The organism is Paenibacillus sp. 7523-1, from assembly GCF_002276415.1.
GTDB classification, from domain to species: Bacteria; Bacillota; Bacilli; order Paenibacillales; family Paenibacillaceae; genus Paenibacillus; species Paenibacillus illinoisensis_A.
Genome location: NZ_NPBR01000008.1, coordinates 298,691 through 320,970 on the forward strand (window position 1 = coordinate 298,691; position 22,280 = coordinate 320,970).

Genomic DNA, 22,280 nt, shown 5'->3' on the forward strand with positions numbered 1-22,280 from the left:
CCATAGATTTAGATCTATTGGCAATTATACGTTTCCACGTACCAGTGCAGTTACTCCAGTCCGCGAGAGTTCGCGAATGCCATACGGCTTAAGCAGCTCGATCATGGCGTCGATTTTGTCGGTATCTCCAACAACCTGAACCATTAGACTACTTGGACCAATATCGACAACCGACGCACGGAACGTTTCAACCACTCCCATGATTTCAGGGCGTTCGGAAGGTTCTGCTTTTACTTTAATCAAAGCGAGTTCACGGGCAACCATCGGCTTGAGGCTGAAATCCACTACTTTGATTACGTCAATGATTTTATAGAGCTGTTTCTCAATCTGCTCCAGTGTTTTGTCGTCACCAATAGTGACAATGACCATACGGGACAAGCCCGCTTCTTCTGACTGACCTACCGTAATGCTCTCAATGTTGAATCCGCGTCGACCGAACAACCCCGATACCCGCTGCAGGACGCCAGGCTGATCGTTGACCAAAATCGAAATCGTATGTCTAATCATTCCTCAGCATCCCCCATCAGCATTTGATCAATTGTTGCTCCTTGCGGAACCATTGGATATACATTTTCTTCTTTGCGAACAACAAATTCTACAACGACCGGTCCAGGTGTATCCAGCGCTTCCTGCCATGCCCGTTCAGCTTCTTCCTTGTTCGTGGCACGCAGTCCTTTTACACCATATGCTTCAGCCAGTTTTACAAAATCCGGGCTTCCTGCCAGATCGATGTGACTGTAACGGTTCTCGTAGATGATTTCCTGCCACTGGCGAACCATTCCAAGCACCTGGTTGTTGATGATAACAATCTTGACCGGGATATTATTGATCGCGCAGATTGCCAGTTCTTGTGAACACATCTGCATTCCGCCATCACCATTAATGGAGATGACCAGTCTGTCCGGATTCGCCATCTGTGCTCCGATTGCCGAAGGGAATCCAAAGCCCATTGTTCCGAGTCCGCCGGAGGTTACCCATGAGCGAGGTTGATTGAACTTGTAGTACTGCGCCGCCCACATCTGATGTTGTCCAACGTCAGTAGTTACGATCGCCTCACCTTTGGTTGTATCATTCAACAACTCAACTACCCATTGTGGTTTCAACTCGTCTTCGGAATCCGTATAGCTGTAAGGTTTCTCTTGCTTCCATTGCTTGATCTGGCCTCTCCAAGCATCCGCACGCTCGGCACGCTGCACTTCCTTGTTGGCTATTTCGAGTACCGTCTTCACGTCCCCAACAATCGGGATATCCGTAGCAATGTTTTTGCCAATTTCTGCTGGATCAATATCGATGTGCACGATTTTGGCATGCGGTGCAAAACCGTCCAGTTTACCTGTAACCCGATCATCAAAACGAGCTCCGATGTTAATCAGCAGATCCGATTGTTGAATCGCCTGGTTGGACGTGTATGTTCCGTGCATACCCGGCATTCCGGTCCAAAGTTCATGTCCGCTTGGGAAAGCACCAAGTCCAAGAAGTGTCGTTGTAATTGGGATGCCTGTTTTCTCAACAAATTCGAACAGTGCTTCGTGTCCACCGGAGTAAACGACCCCGCCACCTGCAAGAATCATCGGACGCTCTGCTTCCTGAATGGCCTGAGCCAAACGATCAACCTGAAGTTTGTTTGGCACCGTCCGAGGGTTATAGCCTCTCAGTGTCACTGGTTCAGTACTTGGTTCAAACAAGGTTTTGTTGGCAGAAACATCCTTTGGAATGTCGATTAACACCGGACCTTTACGTCCTGTATTGGCAATATGGAATGCCTCATGAATGACACGCGGCAGATCTTTAACGTCTTTTACCAGATAGCTGTGTTTGGTAATTGGCATTGTAATACCCGTGATATCCGCTTCCTGGAAAGCATCCGAACCAATCAGGCTGGAAATGACGTTCCCCGTAATGACAACGAGCGGTACAGAATCCATATATGCTGTTGCAATTCCGGTTACAAGATTCGTTGCTCCCGGACCGGATGTTGCGATACAAACACCAACTTTGCCGCTCGCACGTGCATATCCGTCTGCTGCGTGAATCGCACCTTGTTCATGCCGAGTCAGTACATGCTTGAAGTCCTCGAAACCGTACATCGCGTCGTAAATGTACAACACCGCTCCGCCCGGATAACCGAATACGCATTCGACACCTTCCAGCAACAAGCTTCTTAGCAGAATCTCAGAACCGCTAATGACCTCCGGCTTCATCCATTTTTCACGTAATTCATCTGTTGATCGTACTTCTGGAATTTGAGCTCCCATCAGTCATCCTCCTCTCGGAATTTACATCATTCTGACATTTGAAGTTACAAAAAAAACCTTTCATCCCTGCAAACAAGTTAATGCTTGCGAGGGACGAAAGGTTGTTGCTTCCGTGGTACCACCCAACTTTGTCCGAAATTTCGCAATAACGGACCTTACCAGGTACAAAAAACGATAGGTCAAACGGACATAGCCGTCTTCCATACCTGTTGTCTGTAACGCAGACATACGATTTCCCCTAATACGCGAGTGGAGTGACATCCAATGCTTTTCAGGAAAACAGCTCCGAGGTGAGCTCGTATATAAGGGATTATGGTGGTGGTTTCAGCAAATCCATCCACTCTCTGAGCAAAAGAGCCCTTAAAACTTCGTCCTCTTCATAGCCGATTAAATATTCTCGTTAAATGTTAGGAACATTATATGATTCCTCCAACCGATAAGTCAATACCTGATTTGGATAATTTTTTTAAACGCCCTTTATCTCGCTACTACGCTACTTAACGTTACCCTATTCCCTTTACTTCATTCAGTCACCTTTTATCTTGCTCCAGGCATAGGATATACGAGCAGCACGACTAGTCTTGAAAGGAGGATCAGCATGGTGATTCGGCAACGCAATTCGAGGCTGGATGATGGCGCCATCATGAGTTTAATTGACTCGCAACTTGTTCCTCTATCCCATATGAGTGCCAATGAAATCAACAAAATACGCAAAGACATACCCCTGCGTATGAACAGGGGCATGACCTTTGTTGTCTCACCGGACCCGAACAAAGAAGCTGTAGCTTTTATACATTTTCTTATGCACGGCGAGTTGTTATATGTCGATATGATGGCAGTTGCTACAAAGGAACAGCGCAAAAGGTACGGTCAGACTTTGCTGCAAAAAGCCGAAAACTTCGCCGCATCACGAGGCTGCAAAAGATCCAAAGTAATGGTCGACGAAGGCAATACAAAAGGGCTGCAGTTTTATCGAAAAAATGGATATAGTACCGTTCGTTATATTATGATTAGCCGCTGTTACGAAATGGAAAAGAATATTTAGATTCTCCTAGAAAAATCCTGGTGGACGCGGTCCGTACGGTCCGAACCCGGGTCCCGGACCATAGCCTGGACCATATCCGGGGCCGGGTTTTGGTCCAGGTCCGTAGCCTGGTCCATACCCAGGACCTCCATAGCCAGGGCCCCCAAAGCCCGGTCCCGGGCCGTAAGCGTAAGGCAATGTGGCGATTGCAAGCAAATCAAACAAAACCAGTGGAAGAATAGCTTTTGTGCGCACTTTTTTGCCATTCACACGCTTTAGCACTAATTTATTGCCGGATACTTTCAACAGCTTCCCCGTAACCCGAGTGCCGTCTTTTTTCACCGCAACGATATTTTTGCCCACGAATTTCAACGCTTCACGACGCGTAACATGTTGTTTCATACTTTCCCCTCCTCCTCGGATCATTCAAAACAGTGTATTCGTCCATCACCTGCTTCGCCTGTTTCTTTGTCCCTACTTGAAAATATGGGTCTCTACCCTGACACAATGGAAACGTATAAATTGCTGTTTGCATAACAAAAAAAGAGCCCGCACGAAGCGGACCCTTTCTCTGATAAAACTTTTTATATTGTTTAATGAATTGCTTACGTCTACCTTTTCCCCGGATCATACGGTTCACCGAGTGCAGACGGAGCTGATGAACGCCCGACTGCCGCGATAAGAACAATAATCGTGAGCAGGTATGGCAGCATATAAATAATTTCCTGGGGAATACTTTGAGACCATTCGAACAGCTGCACATAGTTTCGAATTGCTTGTGAGAATCCGAAAAATACAGCAGCACCAAATGCTCCGATTGGATTCCATTTACCAAAAATCATCGCTGCAATCGCAATGTATCCTTGACCAGAAACCGTATTATGCGAGAACGTGCCTGTTGTTGTAAGTGTGATAGCAGCTCCACCGATCGCAGCCAGTGCACCACTGATCATTACGCCTACATAACGATAGCGACGAACTTTCACACCTACAGTATCAGCCGCGCTTGGGTGTTCACCCACGGAGCGCAAACGAAGGCCGAATGGCGTCTTGAAGAGAATGTAATACGTCAGGAATACAAGAATGATCGCCAGATATGTTGTGGGGTAAACGTTTTTGAACAACGCTTCCCCAAGCAAAGGAATATCCTTGAGAAGTGGCACATCAAACTTGCTGAAGCCCTGCACCAAAGGTGAGTCCCCGGATCCTTCAAACAACAATTTAACCAAATATAGTGTACTTCCTGCTGCCAGGAAGTTGATAACGATACCACTGATAATCTGATCCGCCTTAAACGTAATCGATGCCACTGCGTGAATAAGAGATACGAGTACACCCAATGCTACGGCAACCAAAACACCCATCCAGGCGGACGTTGTACCACCCATTCCAGCTTCTTGGGCATAGTGCGCCCCAATTCCGGCAGCAAACGCACCAAAGACCATAAAACCTTCAAGTCCCAGGTTGGTGACACCGGATTTTTCAGAGAATATCCCGCCAAGGGAAGCAAAAATCAATGCCGTAGCAAAGACAAGCGTCGTATTGATAATTTGCCCAATTGTCAACAAGTCCATCTACAACACCTTCTCTTTCTTGCGCTTGGAGTAGAACGGTTTAAGAACCCAGCGCACGATGCCTTGTGCCGCAATGAAGAAGATAATCGAACCAATTACAATCCGAATAATCTCTGGCGGTACATCCGCAGCAAAGCTCATACCAGCAGATCCATAGGTAAGCGTACCAAATAGCAACGCCCCCAGGAGCACACCAAACGGATGGTTCAAACCTATCAAGGCAACGGCAATGCCGTCAAAACCTGTTCCTGGAGATCCCGACATGACTGTCTGATACTGGAATACACCAAGTACCTGGAAAGCTCCACCAAGACCCGCAAGCATACCACTGATAAACATGGCTTTTACGATATTGCGATTCACATGCATACCTGCATATTCAGCCGCATTCGGGTTGTAACCTACAGCGCGGATTTCATACCCTTGCTTGGTTTTCCACATATAAATATAAAAGAGAACTGCCATAACCAAAGCGATCAATGTGCCCATGTGAACACGGGAGTTGCCCATTAGTTCAGACAACCAAGTCAAGCTGATTGAAGCTGACTCACTAATATCTACCGAACGGTTTTCCCCTTGAAGCAGCAAAAACTGTCGGACAATCAGATTGGCCAAATACAAACCGATCCAGTTCAACATGATACTGCTGATAACTTCGTTCACGCCGCGAGCGGCCTTCAGGTAACCGGCAATGGCTGCCCACAGACCACCGAATACTGCACCGGCAATCAACGCCAGTGGAGCATGGATGTAAATTGGCAGTCCGGCGAACTTAACCCCCACAAATGTAGCAGCTGTCATACCGACGAGAAATTGTCCCTCTCCACCGATATTAAACAGTCCCGCCCGGGACGCAAACGCAAACGCGAGGCCTGTCATGATCAAAGGTGTCATCTCACGCACAGCTTCACCGAAGTTGTACATGTCACCAAAGACTTTTTTAAACAATGCGCCATATGCCTCAATTGGATTGTATCCTCCAATAAGCATAACGATACCGCCCAGAATTAACCCCATGAGGATTGCAACGATAGGCAGGATAAAGGAATCACGGGTAAACCATTTCAATACTTTACTCATGTACAGTACCTCTCTTTTGGGTGCTGCCCGCCATCATCAAGCCGAGCTCCCTGTCATTCGTTTCTTCCGGCAGGACCTCACCGACAATTTGGCCCTCATAAATGACAGCAATGCGGTCCGAAACGTTAATAATCTCATCGAGCTCGAAGGAAATCAGCAATACCGCTTTTCCTTGGTCACGCTGAGCAATCAACTGTTTCTGGACAAACTCAATAGCACCTACGTCCAAGCCGCGTGTTGGCTGAGCTGCGATAAGCAGTTCCGGGTTCTTATCGACTTCCCGTGCAATGATCGCCTTTTGCTGGTTACCCCCAGAAAGGGACCGTGCTTTGGTTTCAATGCTAGGTGTCCGCACGTCAAACGCCTCAACAAGTCGTTTTGCCTGTTTTTTTATCGCATCGAAATTAAGGAATCCTTTACGCGTGTAAGGAGATTTGTAGTAAGATTCAAGAACAATATTTTCACTGACCGAGAAATCCAAAACCAATCCGTGCTTATGTCGGTCTTCCGGAATATGACCTACTCCCGATTCCGAAATATGACGCGGTGAGTGGTTGGATAATTCTTTTCCTTGCAAACGGATCGATCCGCTATCCACTTTGCGCAGTCCAGTCAGAGCTTCAATCAACTCGCTCTGTCCATTGCCATCTACACCTGCAATACCCAGAATTTCTCCAGCACGAACATTCAAGTTCAGTTCATTCAGAACTGAAATTCCCTCTTTGTTTTTGCTGGTCAATTTGCTGACTTCAAGGACATTGGCTCCAGGCGTTGCCGGCTTTTTATCCACTTTAAACGTGACATTACGACCAACCATCTTTTCAGCAAGCTCATTGGGATTGGTTTCCGATGTCTTTACAGAGTCGATGACTTTCCCTCGGCGAATAATGGTGACCGTATCCGAGATCTCCATAATTTCTTTTAACTTATGTGTAATCAGGATAATGGATTTGCCTTCTGCCACGAGTTTTTTCATGATGACCATCAGTTCTTTGATCTCCTGAGGAGTCAGAACAGCCGTTGGTTCATCAAAGATCAGGATATCAGCGCCGCGGTACAATGTTTTTACGATTTCAACGCGCTGCTGCATACCAACTGAAATGTCATGAATTTTAGCATGCGGATTCACTTTGAGTCCATATTGCTCGGATAAACGCTGCACTTCGGCAGCCGCTTTTTTATAGTTAATATTGAGACCTTTCGTTGGTTCAGATCCCAAAATAATGTTCTCTGTTACCGTGAACGGCTGAACAAGCTTAAAGTGCTGATGCACCATGCCGATCCCAAGCTCGATTGCTTTGTTCGGGCTATCGATCATGACAGGCTTGCCATTCACTTCAATGGAACCTTCATCTGGCTGATAGAGACCAAATACAATATTCATCAACGTTGACTTACCAGCGCCGTTTTCGCCCAGTAGAGCATGAATCTCGCCTTTACGAAGCTGAAGGCTGATAGCGTCGTTGGCAACAATGCCTGGAAAACGCTTCGTGATTTGTTTTAACTCAACGACGGGGGTTGCTGCACCCATGTAATCACCCTTATAACTGATATAGTGTGGTTCCGCAAACGTAAGAAAAACGTCTATCGACGTATGTTCAAGGGAAAAAACCGCTTTGTTGCGGTCATTTGTCTTTTCTTGAGATTATCGAATCCATCCAGCACAGCTGAAATGTATACATTCCATAATCTTAAGAAAAGCTCCTTCCGGAGCGTTATTACCAAAAACATTGATTCTGCATTTGGAAGGTTTCCAGCAGTATCCTGTTAACTAGGTACAAATGTTATGATGGCTTGAGCAAATTTTCCTGTCCTGACAATCATAAGGCCGGTCAAGACCGGCCTCGTGATTATTCAATTCGCAAGCGAAGCAATTACTCTGTAGGTACTTTGATTTCGCCGCTGATGATTTTTTCTTTGTATTCGTCCACTTTAGCAAGGATGTCAGCAGAAACATTTTTGGTAGAAGTATCAGCAATACCTACACCGTTCTCTTTCAGAGTCAGGTTTTCAGAACCGCCAGCAAATGTGCCATCGATAACTTCTTGGTTTACTTTCTTAACTGCTTCGTCAACTTTTTTGATCATGGAAGTCAGTGTAACATCATCACCGAACTCCAGAGATTGGTCTTTATCCACACCAATTACCCAAACATCTTGTCCTTGTTTTTTGCGGGCAATTGCTTCGTTGAACACACCGTTACCTGTAGCACCGGAAGAGTGGAAAATGATGTCCGCGCCTTGGTTGTAGATTGTAGCTGCAGCTGCTTTACCAAGGTCTGGTTTGTCAAATGCGCCTGTATAGTTGGAGATCAATTCAGCATCAGGGTTAACTGCTTTAACCCCTTCTCTGAAACCAACTTCAAATTTCTTGATCAGTGGGCTGTCCATACCGCCAACAAAACCGATTTTGTTCGTTTTTGTAGTCAGACCGGCAACAACGCCAACCAGGAAGGAACCTTGCTCTTCAGCAAATGTAACGGATTTAACGTTAGGAGAATCTACAACACTGTCGATGATCGCCAGTTTGGATTCAGGGTTTTGATCAGCAACCGTTTTGATTGCGTCAGCCAATTGGAAACCGATACCCCAAGTCAGGTCATATCCACCTTTAACGAATTCGTTCAGGTTAGGAATGTACTCTTCATCTGATTTACTTTGCAGGTATTTAACTGCCGTACCTGTTTCAGTTTCAGTAGCTTGCAGGGCTTCCCAAGCGGATTGGTTAAAGGATTTGTCGTTAACGCCACCTACGTCAGTAACCATACCGATCTGCAAATCGGATTTTGCTTCAGTGGATTCACCACCTGTTGTTCCACCGGCATTTGTTTCTTCCTTCGGTTTGCTTCCGCAACCTGCGAGCATTACCGATACTGCCAGCAGCATGACCAAAGACAAGCTGAGCATCTTTTTCATTTCTCTTGTTCCCCCTTAATGATATATACCTAATTCCTACCCGGGTCGATATTGAACGATGAACAGATGTCTGATATGACTTTTATGAGGAATGTATGGTTTCTTCGACATAAAGAGCTCATTCACACCTTATCTTTACCGGATCATCTGCCGAAAAACCGAACATTATGACTAGGAGAGAAAAGTTTAGGACTAGCCTACTAGAGGTGATTATACATTCAACCAGTGTTAAAATCCAGATGTTTCATGACTAAAAATCACATATTTTTAGACTTTTATTGTTGAAAACGCTTAAAATTTTAGCAGTTTAACACGCTAACGTTACAACGATGTAATGTTATATAACAAAAATATACCATCATTATCACCATTAGCCAGTAACTCCTAGTTTTCATTTGCATTATATGAACGTTCGGTTTTTATGTATCTGCCAGAGGCTTGATAGCTGTCAACCGCATCCAATCTAAGTTTGTCCTCCCGGACCCCGGTGTATTCGTCCCACACTTTCTGGCGTAAAAAAAGCCGCCATAAGGTACGGCGGCTTGCATGTTACAATTTAGGCGTTGATTTTGCCTTTAGCTACAGTAGCCAAAGAGTTGAACGCATTGATGTCGTTAACGGCCAAATCAGCCAACATTTTGCGGTTCATGTCCACTCCAGCAAGTTTCAATCCATGGATCAGTTTGTTGTAAGACAAACCGTTTTGACGTGCTGCTGCATTAATACGAACGATCCACAGTCTGCGGAAGTTACGTTTAGTGTTGCGACGGTCACGGTATGCGTAAACCAGGGATTTCATTACTTGCTCGTTAGCTGTTTTAAAAATGCGGTGTTTGGAACCGAAATAACCTCTTGCCAGTTTCAAAACCTTTTTATGACGACGACGTACTACAAAACCGCCTTTTACTCTTGCCATATTAAAGAACCTCCCAAATAAATATAAATGTATCCGTGGTATGTGTACGGCCGCAGCCGATCCCCCATACGGAATGTACTAATTAGAATTAGCCTTTCAAGTTAGCCAAACCTTGTTTCAAACGTCTAACATCCCCGGCAGCCATAACTGGGTTACCGTTCAGAACGCGCTTAGCACGTTTGGATTTGTGGGAAAGCAAGTGGTTTTTGTGTGCTTTGTAACGAAGGACTTTACCGGAACCGGTAATTTTGAAGCGTCCTTTCAAACTGCTGTGTGTTTTCATTTTAGGCATTTTGTGTTTCCTCCTCCAATGTTATCAGGCTTTAGGAGCCAGAATCATGATCATACTGCGGCCTTCCAATTTTGGTTGGCGCTCGATGGTGCACAGTTCTGCCACTTCCACCTTAACGCGCTCCAAAATCCGTTGACCAATGGCGGCATGGGCAATTTCACGTCCGCGATAACGAACAGAACATTTAACCTTGTCGCCTTCTTTCAAAAACTTAACTACATTACGAAGCTTCGTTTGATAATCGTGCTCCTCAATATTGGAACGGAACCATACTTCTTTAATGTCAACAATTTTCTGGTTCTTACGGGCTTCTTTGTCTTTCTTTTGTTGCTCATAGCGGAACTTGCCATAGTCCATGATGCGGCATACCGGCGGTTTAGCCTGTGGTGCCACATTGACCAGATCCAAGTTCAGATCAATCGCCATTTGCAGTGCTTCCCGAATGGGCTTGATCCCAATTTGTTCTCCTTCAGCTCCGACAAGGCGCACTTCCTTCGCCCGAATCTCATCATTAATCATGTGATCTTTACTAATAACCGTCCACCTCCAGGTCATTTTGAATACTGTTAAACAAAAATAAAAGGGATGCCGGTCAAGCTACCGACATCCCTGTAATCAACACAATTCTTCATGAGTATACACTTCATAAATTATTGGGATCGTTGACCAGCCAACGTTAATGTTGGTCAGGTGAGAAGTCGGACTTCTGCTTGTGATTCCATTGCTATTCATTTAACGCACTTGAATACTATAACATCTCCATTAACTATAGTCAATATATTTTAGAATATTTTCTATAATCTTTTTTGTGAAGCTGTTCATCATTACCCTTGCTTGCTCTGTACCTCATCCAAACGTACAACACGTGTATGCTGGGTGTGGCTCCATTGTTTGTTGTTCTGCGTGAAGAACGCATAGAACGTAATTGGATACCAGGATAGCAGATAGATCGGGAATACAATCAGATACAGATACACTTTCGCAAAAGTGACTTTCTCCAGTGCCATCGACAGTAGGAACGTAAGAATGTTCAAACCAATAGCAACGAATCCTACCCACAGCGGGAAATATCCGTAGATGTTAGCAATATGCGGGCCGCTGAATACGGCTGTATCCACCCACATAACAGCGGTCATCAGGAATGTCAACAATACAACGTATACGTTAGCACCATATATGGCAAGGTCGAACTTGACCAGGCTTCTTTCCTTAATACTTTGCCACAGCAGCGGGAAGAAATATCTCCGTGCTACCGTAAAGTGACCTTGCATCCAGCGCAGACGTTGTCTGGCCGAAGCTTTGAATGTCAAAGGCTTCTCATCAAATACTTTTGCATCATAGTTAAACACGGGATACACATTACGCTGCACACTGCGCATCGTAAACTCCAAGTCCTCGACCAGACTAGTCGCACCCCAGCCGATTTCCTTCAGCAAATTCGTTTCAAAGCACATTCCTGTACCACCAAGGAAGTTGGCCATGTTCAGGTTATGACGGGACAACTGCCACAAACGGTTAATGTACCAGTATGATACGCCGTAAGCTGCAGTAATCCAGGAATCTTCCGGATTTTTCGTATCGATATATCCTTGAATAACACGCGAACCGTTACACAAGTCGTTATTCATCTCAAGCAAGAAATTGCGATCAACCAGGTTGTCAGCATCAAACATAACAACGGCGTCATACTGACGAGGCAATTTCCACAGATATTTGAGCATCCACTCAATGGCGTAACCTTTACCTCTGAGATCGGCATTTGTACGCACACATGCATTCAAGCCATGATCTCTGACGATTTGAGCCGTACCATCCGTACAGTTATCACAGATAACGAACACATCGTACAGATCTTCCGGATAATCGAGTTGTTTCAGGTTCTCCATCAACGCTCCGATGACCTGCTCTTCATTGTGTGCTGCAACGAGTACAGCGAAAGATTTTGTGGCAGGATAATGTTTCTTTTTCTTTTTCTTATACAGACCGAACAGCGAAAACGTGAATTGGTACACGGCTAGCAGTGCCAGAATGACCTGCATCGTGACGAATATAGCGTCCAACATCGTTCTCTGTTACCCCCTTTTTTTCAAACCCTGTTTACTTTAGCGTTTCTCTACCTGATTCTGCATCTTTGTTTTTTTGTAATGTGCAGAATATGACCCTGGTCTTTTGTTTACTACGCAAGTATTTCAAGCATGGTTGCTTCCAATTTGGCTGCTTTATCGATTTTGGATGCTTTTCAGCTATTTGTCAAAACCGCAATTTCACTTCCTAAAGCAGAAATGTGAACATTAAACGCTGAATTGGCAGTTCGTGATACTGCACCCTCGCATTCATGCCTGTTATATCTTATTTTCAGCCGTTTGCTTGATTTTTATTTCTAAAGTCCCTGCTTTTTTCATTACCCAGTACTGTCCAACCAGAGGCTATACAAAAAATAACGCAAACGAGCACCAAAAAGTTCAATATAAAACTCACATTTTTTTAACCTCATTTCAGCCATGTTGAATCATTGTATCTTTTTTAGCTCGTCCGAGTCAAAAAGTTAAGTTGGATGATTAACCACTCTTTAACATGAATTTTACGTTGTTCACATGTCTTCTTCTTGAAAAGGACAACATTTAAAAATATGATAAACATATACCTGAAATAACCTGAACTTCACGAAAAACGGTTATATAGTAATCAGGACAACACCGGACACAGGAAACATACCGGAAATACTGCCGCCAATTCGGGCGGCCTGACTGGCAGGAGGCCAATATGAGCCGTTTATTCGTTAAGTTTCAAGCGTACGATCGCAATGTGTTTATGTGGATTAATGGTCGACTTCATAATCGATTTATGAATTTTTGGCTGTACTATCTCACCCATCTGGGCGGAGCAACATTTTCTATTGCCGTATCCTTATTGATATGGCTGCTCGCTCCAGCCCCTTGGAATACGACAGGCCTACAGGCATGTATCGCTCTGGCTGTGAGTCATATTCCTGTAGCAATCGCCAAACGGTTGTATCCTCGCATCCGGCCATATCTGGCCATGCCGGAGACGATCACCTTCCGCAATCCCATGACGGACCACTCATTTCCTTCAGGGCATACAACCGCTGTCTTCTCGGTAACTGTTCCGTTTATGACTATGGAACCTATTTTGCTGCTGACGCTACTGCCGGTTGCACTGATTGTCGGATTCTCTCGAATTTACTTGGGTTTGCACTATCCTTCAGATGTGCTTGCAGGTGCCACAATCGGTACTTTAGTCGCACTTGCGACAGTTGCATTATGGTCCTAAAGCAGATATGTTAGACTAAGGAAAACCTAGCAGGAACAGGTGAAGCAAGCGTGGAAAAAAAACGAGTATTATTACTTTCTGAAGGCTTTGGAGCCGGTCATACACAAGCCGCTTATGCACTGTCCAGCAGTTTGAGAAAGCTCTCTCCGGAAGTACAGACCAAAGTGCTCGAACTGGGTAGTTTCCTTAACCCCAGGGTCGCACCACTTATTATTACGGCATACAAAAAAACGGTAACCAACCAGCCTAAACTTGTCGGATACGTATACAGGCATCAATATAAAAAGTCTTTGAACCGATTGACTACACTCGCATTGCACAAGCTGTTTTACACACATACACGTAGTGTCGTACGACAGCTTCGTCCAAATGCCATTGTATGTACCCATCCCATCCCAAGTGCGGTCATATCAAGATTAAAGCGCCTCGGAGTGCAAGTGCCACTCTGCACGGTCATTACCGATTACGATGCGCATGGCACGTGGATCAGTCCCGAGGTGGACTTGTATCTGGTATCTACAGAAGAGGTCAAGTCCAAATTGATGCTGCGCGGAGTTTCCGTGGACAAAATACGAGTTACCGGCATTCCGGTGCACCCCAACTTTTGGGAGCATCCTGGCCGGGATGAGATTCGTGCCAAGTTTAATCTGAAAGATATGCCCACCGTTCTTGTCATGGGCGGCGGCTGGGGAATGCTCAGCGATGAAGTGGTCAATAAGCTTCTGACTCGCTGGCATAACGACATTCAGATCATCTTCTGTCTCGGACGCAATGACAAAATCCGCATCAGTATGGAACAAAACCCGGAGTACCGGAAAGAAAATATTCACATTATCGGATACACCAAAGAAGTGGATAAGCTAATGGAAGTTTCCGATCTGCTGATAACCAAGCCTGGTGGAATGACATGCACGGAAGGACTCGCCAAAGGTATTCCGATGTTATTCCATAATCCCATTCCGGGTCAGGAGGAAGAGAACGTTCAATATTTTACTGCTAGAGGACTGGGCGAACCGATCACTTCGCTTGATGTCGTGGTTAAATGGATGAATAAATTGTTACATAAATATCCCGACATCGTCCGTAAACGTAAACGCCATTTGGCACAGATCGCCAAATATCGTCCGATGGAAAGTGCACAAAGCATCATTGATCTTCTTGACCTTCGGCCGTTCCAGGCTGATCAGGCCAGATTATGATCAAAAGTTCGATAAACAAGCCGCATACACTTATGCGAAGAAAAAAGGTGCCTTCAACCTGAAGGCACCTTTTTTCTTGTCTAATATAAAATGAAATAAATTCAAACTACTGAATGCCCGCCGATTTCAAATATTCCTGCCATTGTTTGGTATACTCGGCTTGTATTTTCTCCAGCCCTGCCTGCTTAGCTTTTTCCATAAATGTATTCAAGCCTGCTTCAACGTCTTCAACCAAGCCAACGTTCAGTGGATACAGATACTGTTTTTCCACTTGCTCAAGCGCAGCCTTCTCCGCCTGAAATGGTGTCCAATCCTCTGCAAATCCGGTAAAGATATCCGGCTTCTTGATTTTGTCCAGCTCCTCGAACATGACGAGTACGTCGTCGAACGATTTATCATAGAGCATGAATTCCGGATTCCGCCAAGCCCAGCCATTCATGCCCTCACGCGGGAATCCATTGGTCTGAGCATCGCCCACCATTTTGTAGTAACCATCCTGCACTTCAAAGTTCTTCCCTTCTACACCATATTCCGTAAGCCAGTTGTAACGTTTGTCTGTTACCAGCTTTTCATAAAAAGCGAGTGCCTTTTCCGGATTTTTGCTGCTTCGCGGTATGGCGAATCCATTGTGAATCGGATGAACCGGCTGTGCAAAACCTTTGGCATTCGGATAAGCGAAGTATCCCAGCTTCCATTCGGGATGTGTAGATTGGACTTTGATCACATCCGCATTAAACTTGTTCGGGTTCTCGCCTGATAGCACGACAGCCGCCTTGCCATTTTGCAGCAGTGAATTCGATGTGTCCTTTACGTTCAGCACGTTTTTCGGGAAAAACCCTTTATCCATCCAACGTTTGTACGTTTTCAGATCCTCCAGATGCTGGGCTGATCCCCAATAGGACGTGATGGTTGACGGCGAATCGTACATAATATCAAGCCCGTAAGGGAGCTGACCAGCGGTATTCACCAATTTGGAGGTTAATTGACGGATGCCGTGAGTGTGATTGGAATTGTTGTCCGCGATTGGAATCATGTTCGGTTCATTGGCTTTGATTCCTTCAAGATAAGCTTCAAGTGTCTCCAGGGATTCCGGTTTGGGCAAATTATACTTTTCTCGCAGGTCCTCACGGTAAGCGATTCCTTCTGTCACATACTCGATCCAGGTCGAAGGCACGGTATAGATTTTTTCATTGATTTTAACAGCATTCCACATGTCATCGGGTACGTGGGATTGCAATGTTGGTGCAGCCTTTGGCAGCAGCTCATCGAGCGGAAGGAATGCTCCTTTTTTGGCATACGATTGATAGAATGTCCAGTCCGCAGTGAAAATCAAGTCAATCGGCTGGCCAGAAGACAGAAGCAGCTTATATTTTTGATCCCAATCCGTCCAGGAAGTGTAGTTGAATTTTACATTGACGTTCAGATCAGCCTCAGCGAGTTTGTTAATCTCGGATTCAATAACAGGCAAGTCTTTGGGCGCGTCCCCAAGCATGTAAAACTGAAGGGTGACCTTCTCACCTTTGTCTGTCGATGAAGCGCCCTCCTCGCTCCCTTGCACCGATCCCCCAGATCCGTTATTACACGCGGCTAATACCCCGGCAAACATCATCAGGGCCAGCACCAGAGACAGGTGCCGAATTATTTTGTTGCGCATACGCATCCTCCCTTTTGTAGGAAACCTTATATGTTAGCCTAAACCGCCAGGACGCGAGCAGAATTAAACGAATAACTTGCTGGCGACCCGAGCATTTTTACGTTCTAACCTTTTACCGCACCAATCGTAAGACCTTTAACAAAATAGCGCTGTACAAACGGGTATAGGAACAGAATGGGGCCCGTCACCACAATCGCCATGGCCATCTTGGTTGATTCCGTAGGCACATCCTGGCTGAGCGTAATTCCTGTGCCGATGGCCATCTGATTAATGAAAGTAATCGTATTCATCGTGTTATACAGGTAAAACTGCAGCTGGTACATATCCGGGTTGTTAATGAACAGGGACGAAGTAAACCAGTCATTCCAGTACCCCAGAGCCAAAAACAAACCTACAGTTGCGATCCCGGGCATCGCCAGTTTCAATACAATGCTGAAGTAGATGCGGAAGTCATTCGCACCATCCATTTTGGCGGATTCAACCAGCTCATCCGGAACAGCAGAACGGATAAAGTTTTTCATCAAAATGATGAGAAATGGTGTCATCAATCCAGGGAAAATCAGTACGGTATACGTATCCGTCAGGTTGAAATAATTTGCCAGCATAATGTACCAAGGCACCAACCCACCGCCAAAGAGCGTGGTGAAGTAAATGAAGAAAGAGAAGGTATTACGGTATTTAAAATCTTTACGCTGCAGTACGAATCCCGCCATCGTAATAAGGAACAGTCCGAGCGCGGTCCCCACAACCGTTGTAAAGACAGTCACTCCGTATGCTTTTAGCACTTGAGTAGGGAATTTGAACACCATTTGATAGCCTTCCAGGGAAAAGTCTGTTGGAAAGAGATGATATCCATCTCTCACAATCGATTCATTGCTGCTGAACGAGCCGGATAGGATTAGAAGAAAAGGCAGCAGACACATGATGGACAAAATCAGAATGACGCCATAAGCGATGATCTGAAACAGCAAGGTAAATTCTGAATCTCTGGCACGGGTAGTATGCATGATGGTTCTCCCTTCTGCCCGTTGGGCGGTTTAGAACAAGGCGTAATCCTCATTCACTTTTCGAATGATATAGTTCACGGTCATGATCAGAATGAAGCCGAATAGAGACTGGTACAAGCCTGCTGCGGTGGCCATTCCGATATCAAACGTCACTTTCAGGGAACGATACACGTACGTATCAATGATGTCTGTGGCGTTATACAGCACGCCGTTATTGCCAATAAGCTGATAAAAGAGATCAAATTGCCCCTTCATAATGCTCCCCAGAGAGAACAGAAGCAGAATGACAAAGGTCGGTTTCAGCATGGGAACGGTGATATACCAGATACGCTGAAAAATATTCGCTCCATCAATACGGGCAGCTTCATAATATTCGTCACTGATCCCGGTAATGGCCGCCAGATAGATCACCATACTGTAGCCAAGATTCTTCCATAGATAAAAGATGATGATCAGGAACACCCATATCCAGGGCGTGTTATAAATATCAATCGGGCCGGCTTCAAAGCGTTTGAGCACCGTGTTCACAAAACCCGATTCATAGTTGAACATGTTGTAAGCGATTACACTTAATAGTACAAATGAGATGAAATACGGTAAGAACATCACGGATTGCGTAATTTTCTTAAAGAGCTTGCCACGGACTTCACTTAACATAATGGCACAGAAAATGGCGAGTCCGTTTCCCAGAATAATGAAAGCCAGATTATAACCCACCGTATTGGTCGTAAGCTTCAGCAGCATGCCGGACTGCCATAGAAACTTGAAGTTTTCCAGCCCTACGAAAGGACTGCCGAATAATCCGCCTTCAAAGTCATACCGGGTAAACGCATAGTAGATACCCACCATCGGAAAATAGGAGTTAATGAGAAAAAAAATCAGTGTAGGCAGCAGCATCAGAAACATGATTTTGTTTTTGTTCAATTCTTTGAGCATGGCTCGATCCCTCCCGGATTTCTTGCAGCACGGTAGCGCCGTGGAGCTCTGTTTTTAGTGTAGACGCCCTTCTCGCTCCCGGATACTGAAGCTTCCCGCCAGAAAATGAACGATATTGCCAAACCGGACATGAACAATGTGAACCAACACTGAAAAGAACTCCAATACGTTCACAAATGTTGATATCGTGCATAACCTGGGCATCGTGAACAATTCAGCGAAAGTTGAACGATATGTACTGAAACAACCTTTTAAACCTTGTACAATATTGATGTAAACGCATACATGATATATAATTTGAAGGGCTATCCTCATCCAAAGCGACCTGCTGTGAAACAGGGCGCAACGCTGTGAAATGAATTCTTTTTCACCCAAAAATGCAGATGTTCAGGGGGAACTGATTGATGCGCAAACGTTCGGAGGACAGTCAAAATGTATTTTCTCGCATACTGATTGGCATCATCGTCAGTACCGTTGCTACCCTGCTCGTCGCTTCTGCCATTCTCTACGTCAACTACAATCGCATTGCTCTCCGCCAGGTCTATCGTACCGATATGAACAGTCTCACACAGACCAGCCGAGAAGTATCCAAAATGACCGAAACGGCAAAATCCTTGTCTTATCAGATTTATCAGGACTACAGCATCTCTGCACTTCTCCTGTACTCTAAACCAAGCATTTATGAAGTCACTCCAGCCATGGAGCAGCTCGATAACTACCGCATGTCCCTTCCCTTTATCGAATCCATCTATGTATACAACTCCAAAAGCAACGAATTCTATATTAGTTCAGAAACACGTAATGGTCAGCAAACCCTAGCCGAATTAGACGATCAGGGTATTAAGGATATTCTCCAGCGATTTCATGAATACAAACCCTTTGTTCCGATCCCGCGTACTTACCGGGTTGGTTCTACAGAAGAAGTTGAAGTGAATAGTTACACCTATCTCTGCTATGACACCATCAATGATAATGCCGAATTAAACTACGCAGTCGTAGTCAATATCAAGGACGATTGGTTAAGTCCCAACATCAATGCAGCGGATCAGCCGGGCAACACATTTATTATCAACGAAGACGGGCAGCTGCTGTCCGATTTTGGAGATCGGACCTTAATGCAGGATCTCTCCAAGGAAGCCTTCATGCACCCCATTCTGCAAAATACGGAGCAATCTGCCTACTTTACCGCTGATGTTGATGGGGAAAAATCACTTATTACCTATACCACACCTGATAATTTGGGATGGCGTTATGTACGAATTACACCTAATCATCTGATCACTTCTGATATTCGCAGCATGCGCACGCACACCGTCCTGTTTTGTCTGGGCTTGCTTATGGCTGGTCTGCTGCTCTCTTACCTGGTTTCTCGGAAGTTATATCATCCCATTGATAAAGTCATTGTTCGAATGCGAGTTATGGAAGCCGAGCGTCGCGGAAGTCTGCACATCCTGCGTCAGGATTTTTTGCGCGGTGCTCTACAGGGGCGAGAGACGGTCTCCGGGGGGATTTTGGAAGAGCGCATGAAGTTTTATGGTTCGTCTGTCCAGATTCATCGTCCGTCCAGACTGGTATTGCTGCGTATTGATCGTTTTGTAGATTTTTGCGAAACTTACCGGGACGATATCAAGCTTGTAAAATATGCGATGATGAACATTTGCGTGGAATCAGCGGAATTTCGCTACCACACGGAAACCGTCGATATGGGCGGGGACATGATTAGCCTTCTTTTCAATCACAAAAATTCGGATCAGCAAAACGCACAGGATGCAGAGGAAGATATGGAGGAACTACTGCGTATGCTGCAGGATGCGGTAATGCTGCATTTGAAATGCTCCGTTTCGTTCACCGTCGGGCCCGAGGAAGCCTCTTTCGAGGATGCGATCGCCGGCTACCCCCACTCAGCGGAGGCTTCCCTGCACCGATTATTCAGCGGTCCGGGCTGCCTGCTGTACACAACCGACATCATGGCGTATCAGGCCAAGGAATATGCATTTCCGGCAAGTAAAGAGCGGCAGCTCATTGATTGCCTCATGACAGGCAAAACGTGCGAAGCCAAACAAATCTATACGGATATCGTGGATGAAACGGCAGCATACCCTTTTACCGTAATCCAATTGGCTCTATCCCATCTGACGATGACACTGAACCACGTACGCAATACGCTTAAAAAAAATAACCAGCTTACACTGAACACGATCTCGGACGCTGCAATGCTTCCTCTCCATGAAGCGGAGGAACTCCGTGAAGTTCATGCCCACTTCTATCGTCTATTTGATGAATTAGGATTGAAAGTGGAGGAAAAACGAACGCTGAGGCATGAGGAGCTCCTACGCCGAATTAACAGCATTATTGAACGGGACTATGCCGACACCAATCTCTGTCTCACCTCCATTGCTGAGGAACTCACCATGTCGCCCATCTATATCAGCAGGCTGTATAAACAACTCACGTTAAAAGGACTAACGGATGTGATTAACGAGACACGAATTATCAAAGCCCAGCATCTGCTGATTGAGACCGAGAATTCCGTTGCAGATATTGCAGAGAAAACGGGATTCACCAACAGCTCCTACTTTTATCGCATGTTCAAAAAGTTCAATGGGGTGACCCCCAATGATTATCGTCGCAAGGAACTGCGCTCCGAGCAAATGTAACGATATCGATATCTTCTAATGATCATGAAGAAGAACAATCAAAAAAAGCGGCACACGAGGTGATGAGTCTCTCCTCCATGTGCCGCTTATTCATTTTACTCTTGGTCTTCTCCGGAATCATCCGAAGCTTCACGTACTTTGTACTTGTCCAGACGCATCTGCTGATACTCACGCAGCGCCTCTTCACCCACAATGACTTCCACACGGTGAATGTTCATGCCTTTGCCCATGAATTTCTGCTCGTATTCTGTCATGACATGCTCTTCATTCAATCCATCACGGTGAAGGTTCAGGGACAGATTAGTCATCTGCAGACCGTAGTCGGCAATCGCGTTGAGCGAAAACTCGAACAAGGTCTCCGAATCGGTTTTAAAATGAATTTGGCCTTTGGCGTTAAGCAGCTCCGTGTATTTCTTCAAAAACCGCGGATGAGTCAAACGACGGCGTGCATGCTTGGCTTTTGGCCATGGGTCACTGAAGTTCAGATAAATCCGTTCCAGTTCAGCCACTTCGAACACTTCCTCGATCTGTTCAATGTTCGCCAGGACAAGCTTCACATTGGGTGGAGTTTCTACATCTGCCTCACTCCACGCATTACGGGCCTTCTCACTAGCCCGGCGCACCAATTCATCATACATATCGATACCGATAAAATTGTATTGCGGATATTTATAACTCATTTGGCTGATAAATTGACCTTTACCCATACCAAATTCAACAAAGATCGGATGGTCATTACCAAACAGTTCAGACCATTTCCCCTTGTACTGTTTGGGTTCCAGAACAACAAGATCCACTTGCTCCTCCAGATTTTCCCGAATCCCTTTTCTGCCACGTAAACGCATTTTATTCCTCCGTTTGTCCATACTTGTCTCAGACTCATTTTGCCGAAGAACCGGCCAATTGTAAAGAGCAATGAAAAAGGAATCTTCGGATCTGCCACTTGGGGCAAATCTCAAAGATTCCCTCTTCGATTTATTTGGAATTGGGGTCCAACTACTTTAATAGTTCATAGTCTACCTTATCTTGGTGTGAAAAATCAAATGTCTTTTCGAAAGCTGTGCGAACTTTTTGTCTTGCAGCCGCTTCCACTTTCGGATTGCCATTAAAACGAACACCTGTCAAAGCCAGTGCTTCTTCTGCCGTCAGTTCAACTGAAACATGATGAAGGTTATTGTTTTTAACTTGGGAATTCATTCATATCACCTCACGGTTTAGTATGGTCCATGACGTCAATTTTGATTCAAATGCTATGATGAATAGTACCCATTGGATGCTGTCTGACGTTAAGTTAAATATAACACAAGGTGTAAACTATAGCAAGAGAAAAACCTTGATAAACCAGTCTATTTTTGAGTTCGAATTCCCCTTTTTTTGCGTTTTTTGATACAATGGTTAAAGTCCATGGAGACACGGATTTTCACAATCCGTTCTATCACGTGAATAGATAAACATCTGTCTCTCCCGAGAGGGAATGCGG

General features: G+C 45.2%; 20 protein-coding genes. 4 read left to right on the plus strand and 16 right to left on the minus strand.

All coding sequences use genetic code 11. The features are described from left to right. Positions 1-24: 24 nt before the first annotated feature. Together ilvN and ilvB are read right to left on the minus strand one after the other, a co-directional pair. On the minus strand, positions 25-507 hold the full coding sequence (ilvN, locus tag CHH60_RS10305) for an acetolactate synthase small subunit (RefSeq protein WP_095288328.1): 483 nt from the start codon (positions 505-507) through the stop codon (positions 25-27). Further along, positions 504-2,255, minus strand: coding sequence for a biosynthetic-type acetolactate synthase large subunit (ilvB, locus tag CHH60_RS10310; RefSeq protein ID WP_095359122.1), 1,752 nt, complete (start codon positions 2,253-2,255; stop codon positions 504-506). The genes ilvN and ilvB overlap by 4 nt, the downstream gene beginning before the upstream one ends. Before the next feature lie 601 nt (positions 2,256-2,856). On the opposite strand from ilvB, the gene CHH60_RS10315 reads away from it, so the two are divergent. Beyond that, positions 2,857-3,300, plus strand: coding sequence for a GNAT family N-acetyltransferase (locus CHH60_RS10315; RefSeq protein ID WP_375335114.1), 444 nt, complete (start codon positions 2,857-2,859; stop codon positions 3,298-3,300). A gap of 6 nt (positions 3,301-3,306) precedes the next feature. Here the strand turns inward: CHH60_RS10315 and CHH60_RS10320 are convergent, their stop codons facing one another. The 9 genes from CHH60_RS10320 to CHH60_RS10360 form a co-directional block, all read right to left on the minus strand. Continuing rightward, positions 3,307-3,681, minus strand: coding sequence for a hypothetical protein (locus tag CHH60_RS10320; protein ID WP_095359124.1), 375 nt, complete (start codon positions 3,679-3,681; stop codon positions 3,307-3,309). Positions 3,682-3,890: 209 nt separating this feature from the next. Beyond that, the gene (locus tag CHH60_RS10325; RefSeq protein ID WP_095288332.1) at positions 3,891-4,853 is read right to left on the minus strand and encodes an ABC transporter permease; all 963 of its coding nucleotides are present in this window, start codon (positions 4,851-4,853) and stop codon (positions 3,891-3,893) included. Further along, positions 4,854-5,933 carry an ABC transporter permease gene (locus tag CHH60_RS10330; protein ID WP_095359125.1) on the minus strand — a complete coding sequence of 360 codons (1,080 nt, stop codon included), beginning with the start codon at positions 5,931-5,933 and terminating at the stop codon, positions 4,854-4,856. Continuing rightward, entirely contained in the window at positions 5,926-7,464 is a 1,539-nt protein-coding gene (locus CHH60_RS10335) for an ABC transporter ATP-binding protein (protein WP_095359126.1), read from the minus strand. The genes CHH60_RS10330 and CHH60_RS10335 overlap by 8 nt, the downstream gene beginning before the upstream one ends. Positions 7,465-7,807: 343 nt before the next feature. After that, on the minus strand, positions 7,808-8,848 hold the full coding sequence (locus CHH60_RS10340) for a BMP family lipoprotein (RefSeq protein WP_095288334.1): 1,041 nt from the start codon (positions 8,846-8,848) through the stop codon (positions 7,808-7,810). Positions 8,849-9,404: 556 nt separating this feature from the next. Further along, positions 9,405-9,764: a 50S ribosomal protein L20 gene (gene rplT / locus CHH60_RS10345; RefSeq protein WP_095288335.1), complete on the minus strand. Its 360-nt coding sequence runs from the start codon at positions 9,762-9,764 to the stop codon at positions 9,405-9,407. A gap of 88 nt (positions 9,765-9,852) precedes the next feature. Then, on the minus strand, positions 9,853-10,056 hold the full coding sequence (gene rpmI, locus CHH60_RS10350; RefSeq protein ID WP_017689665.1) for a 50S ribosomal protein L35: 204 nt from the start codon (positions 10,054-10,056) through the stop codon (positions 9,853-9,855). A 24-nt stretch (positions 10,057-10,080) separates the two neighbouring features. Next, a complete protein-coding gene (gene infC / locus CHH60_RS10355) occupies positions 10,081-10,575 on the minus strand; it encodes a translation initiation factor IF-3 (protein WP_110821116.1) in 495 nt (164 codons plus the stop codon). A 305-nt stretch (positions 10,576-10,880) separates the two neighbouring features. Next, entirely contained in the window at positions 10,881-12,119 is a 1,239-nt protein-coding gene (locus CHH60_RS10360; protein ID WP_095359127.1) for a glycosyltransferase family 2 protein, read from the minus strand. A gap of 700 nt (positions 12,120-12,819) precedes the next feature. On the opposite strand from CHH60_RS10360, the gene CHH60_RS10365 reads away from it, so the two are divergent. After that, positions 12,820-13,347, plus strand: coding sequence for a phosphatase PAP2 family protein (locus CHH60_RS10365; protein ID WP_095359128.1), 528 nt, complete (start codon positions 12,820-12,822; stop codon positions 13,345-13,347). A 50-nt stretch (positions 13,348-13,397) separates the two neighbouring features. Next, positions 13,398-14,546, plus strand: a complete 1,149-nt coding sequence (locus tag CHH60_RS10370; RefSeq protein ID WP_095359129.1) for an MGDG synthase family glycosyltransferase — start codon at positions 13,398-13,400, stop codon at positions 14,544-14,546. A 106-nt stretch (positions 14,547-14,652) separates the two neighbouring features. Here CHH60_RS10370 and CHH60_RS10375 read toward each other — a convergent pair whose 3' ends face one another. The 3 genes from CHH60_RS10375 to CHH60_RS10385 form a co-directional block, all read right to left on the minus strand. Next, entirely contained in the window at positions 14,653-16,206 is a 1,554-nt protein-coding gene (locus CHH60_RS10375; protein ID WP_441339388.1) for an ABC transporter substrate-binding protein, read from the minus strand. 98 nt (positions 16,207-16,304) lie between these two features. Then, the gene (locus tag CHH60_RS10380) at positions 16,305-17,207 is read right to left on the minus strand and encodes a carbohydrate ABC transporter permease (RefSeq protein ID WP_095359131.1); all 903 of its coding nucleotides are present in this window, start codon (positions 17,205-17,207) and stop codon (positions 16,305-16,307) included. A gap of 30 nt (positions 17,208-17,237) precedes the next feature. Next, complete coding sequence (locus CHH60_RS10385; protein WP_095359132.1) at positions 17,238-18,143, minus strand: ABC transporter permease; 906 nt, start codon at positions 18,141-18,143, stop codon at positions 17,238-17,240. 404 nt (positions 18,144-18,547) lie between these two features. On the opposite strand from CHH60_RS10385, the gene CHH60_RS10390 reads away from it, so the two are divergent. After that, positions 18,548-20,800 carry an AraC family transcriptional regulator gene (locus CHH60_RS10390; protein ID WP_095359133.1) on the plus strand — a complete coding sequence of 751 codons (2,253 nt, stop codon included), beginning with the start codon at positions 18,548-18,550 and terminating at the stop codon, positions 20,798-20,800. A 95-nt stretch (positions 20,801-20,895) separates the two neighbouring features. On the opposite strand, the gene trmB is transcribed toward CHH60_RS10390, so the two are convergent. After that, a complete protein-coding gene (gene trmB / locus CHH60_RS10395) occupies positions 20,896-21,645 on the minus strand; it encodes a tRNA (guanosine(46)-N7)-methyltransferase TrmB (RefSeq protein WP_095359134.1) in 750 nt (249 codons plus the stop codon). A gap of 151 nt (positions 21,646-21,796) precedes the next feature. Continuing rightward, positions 21,797-21,997 carry a hypothetical protein gene (locus tag CHH60_RS10400; protein WP_095288345.1) on the minus strand — a complete coding sequence of 67 codons (201 nt, stop codon included), beginning with the start codon at positions 21,995-21,997 and terminating at the stop codon, positions 21,797-21,799. Positions 21,998-22,280: the final 283 nt, after the last annotated feature.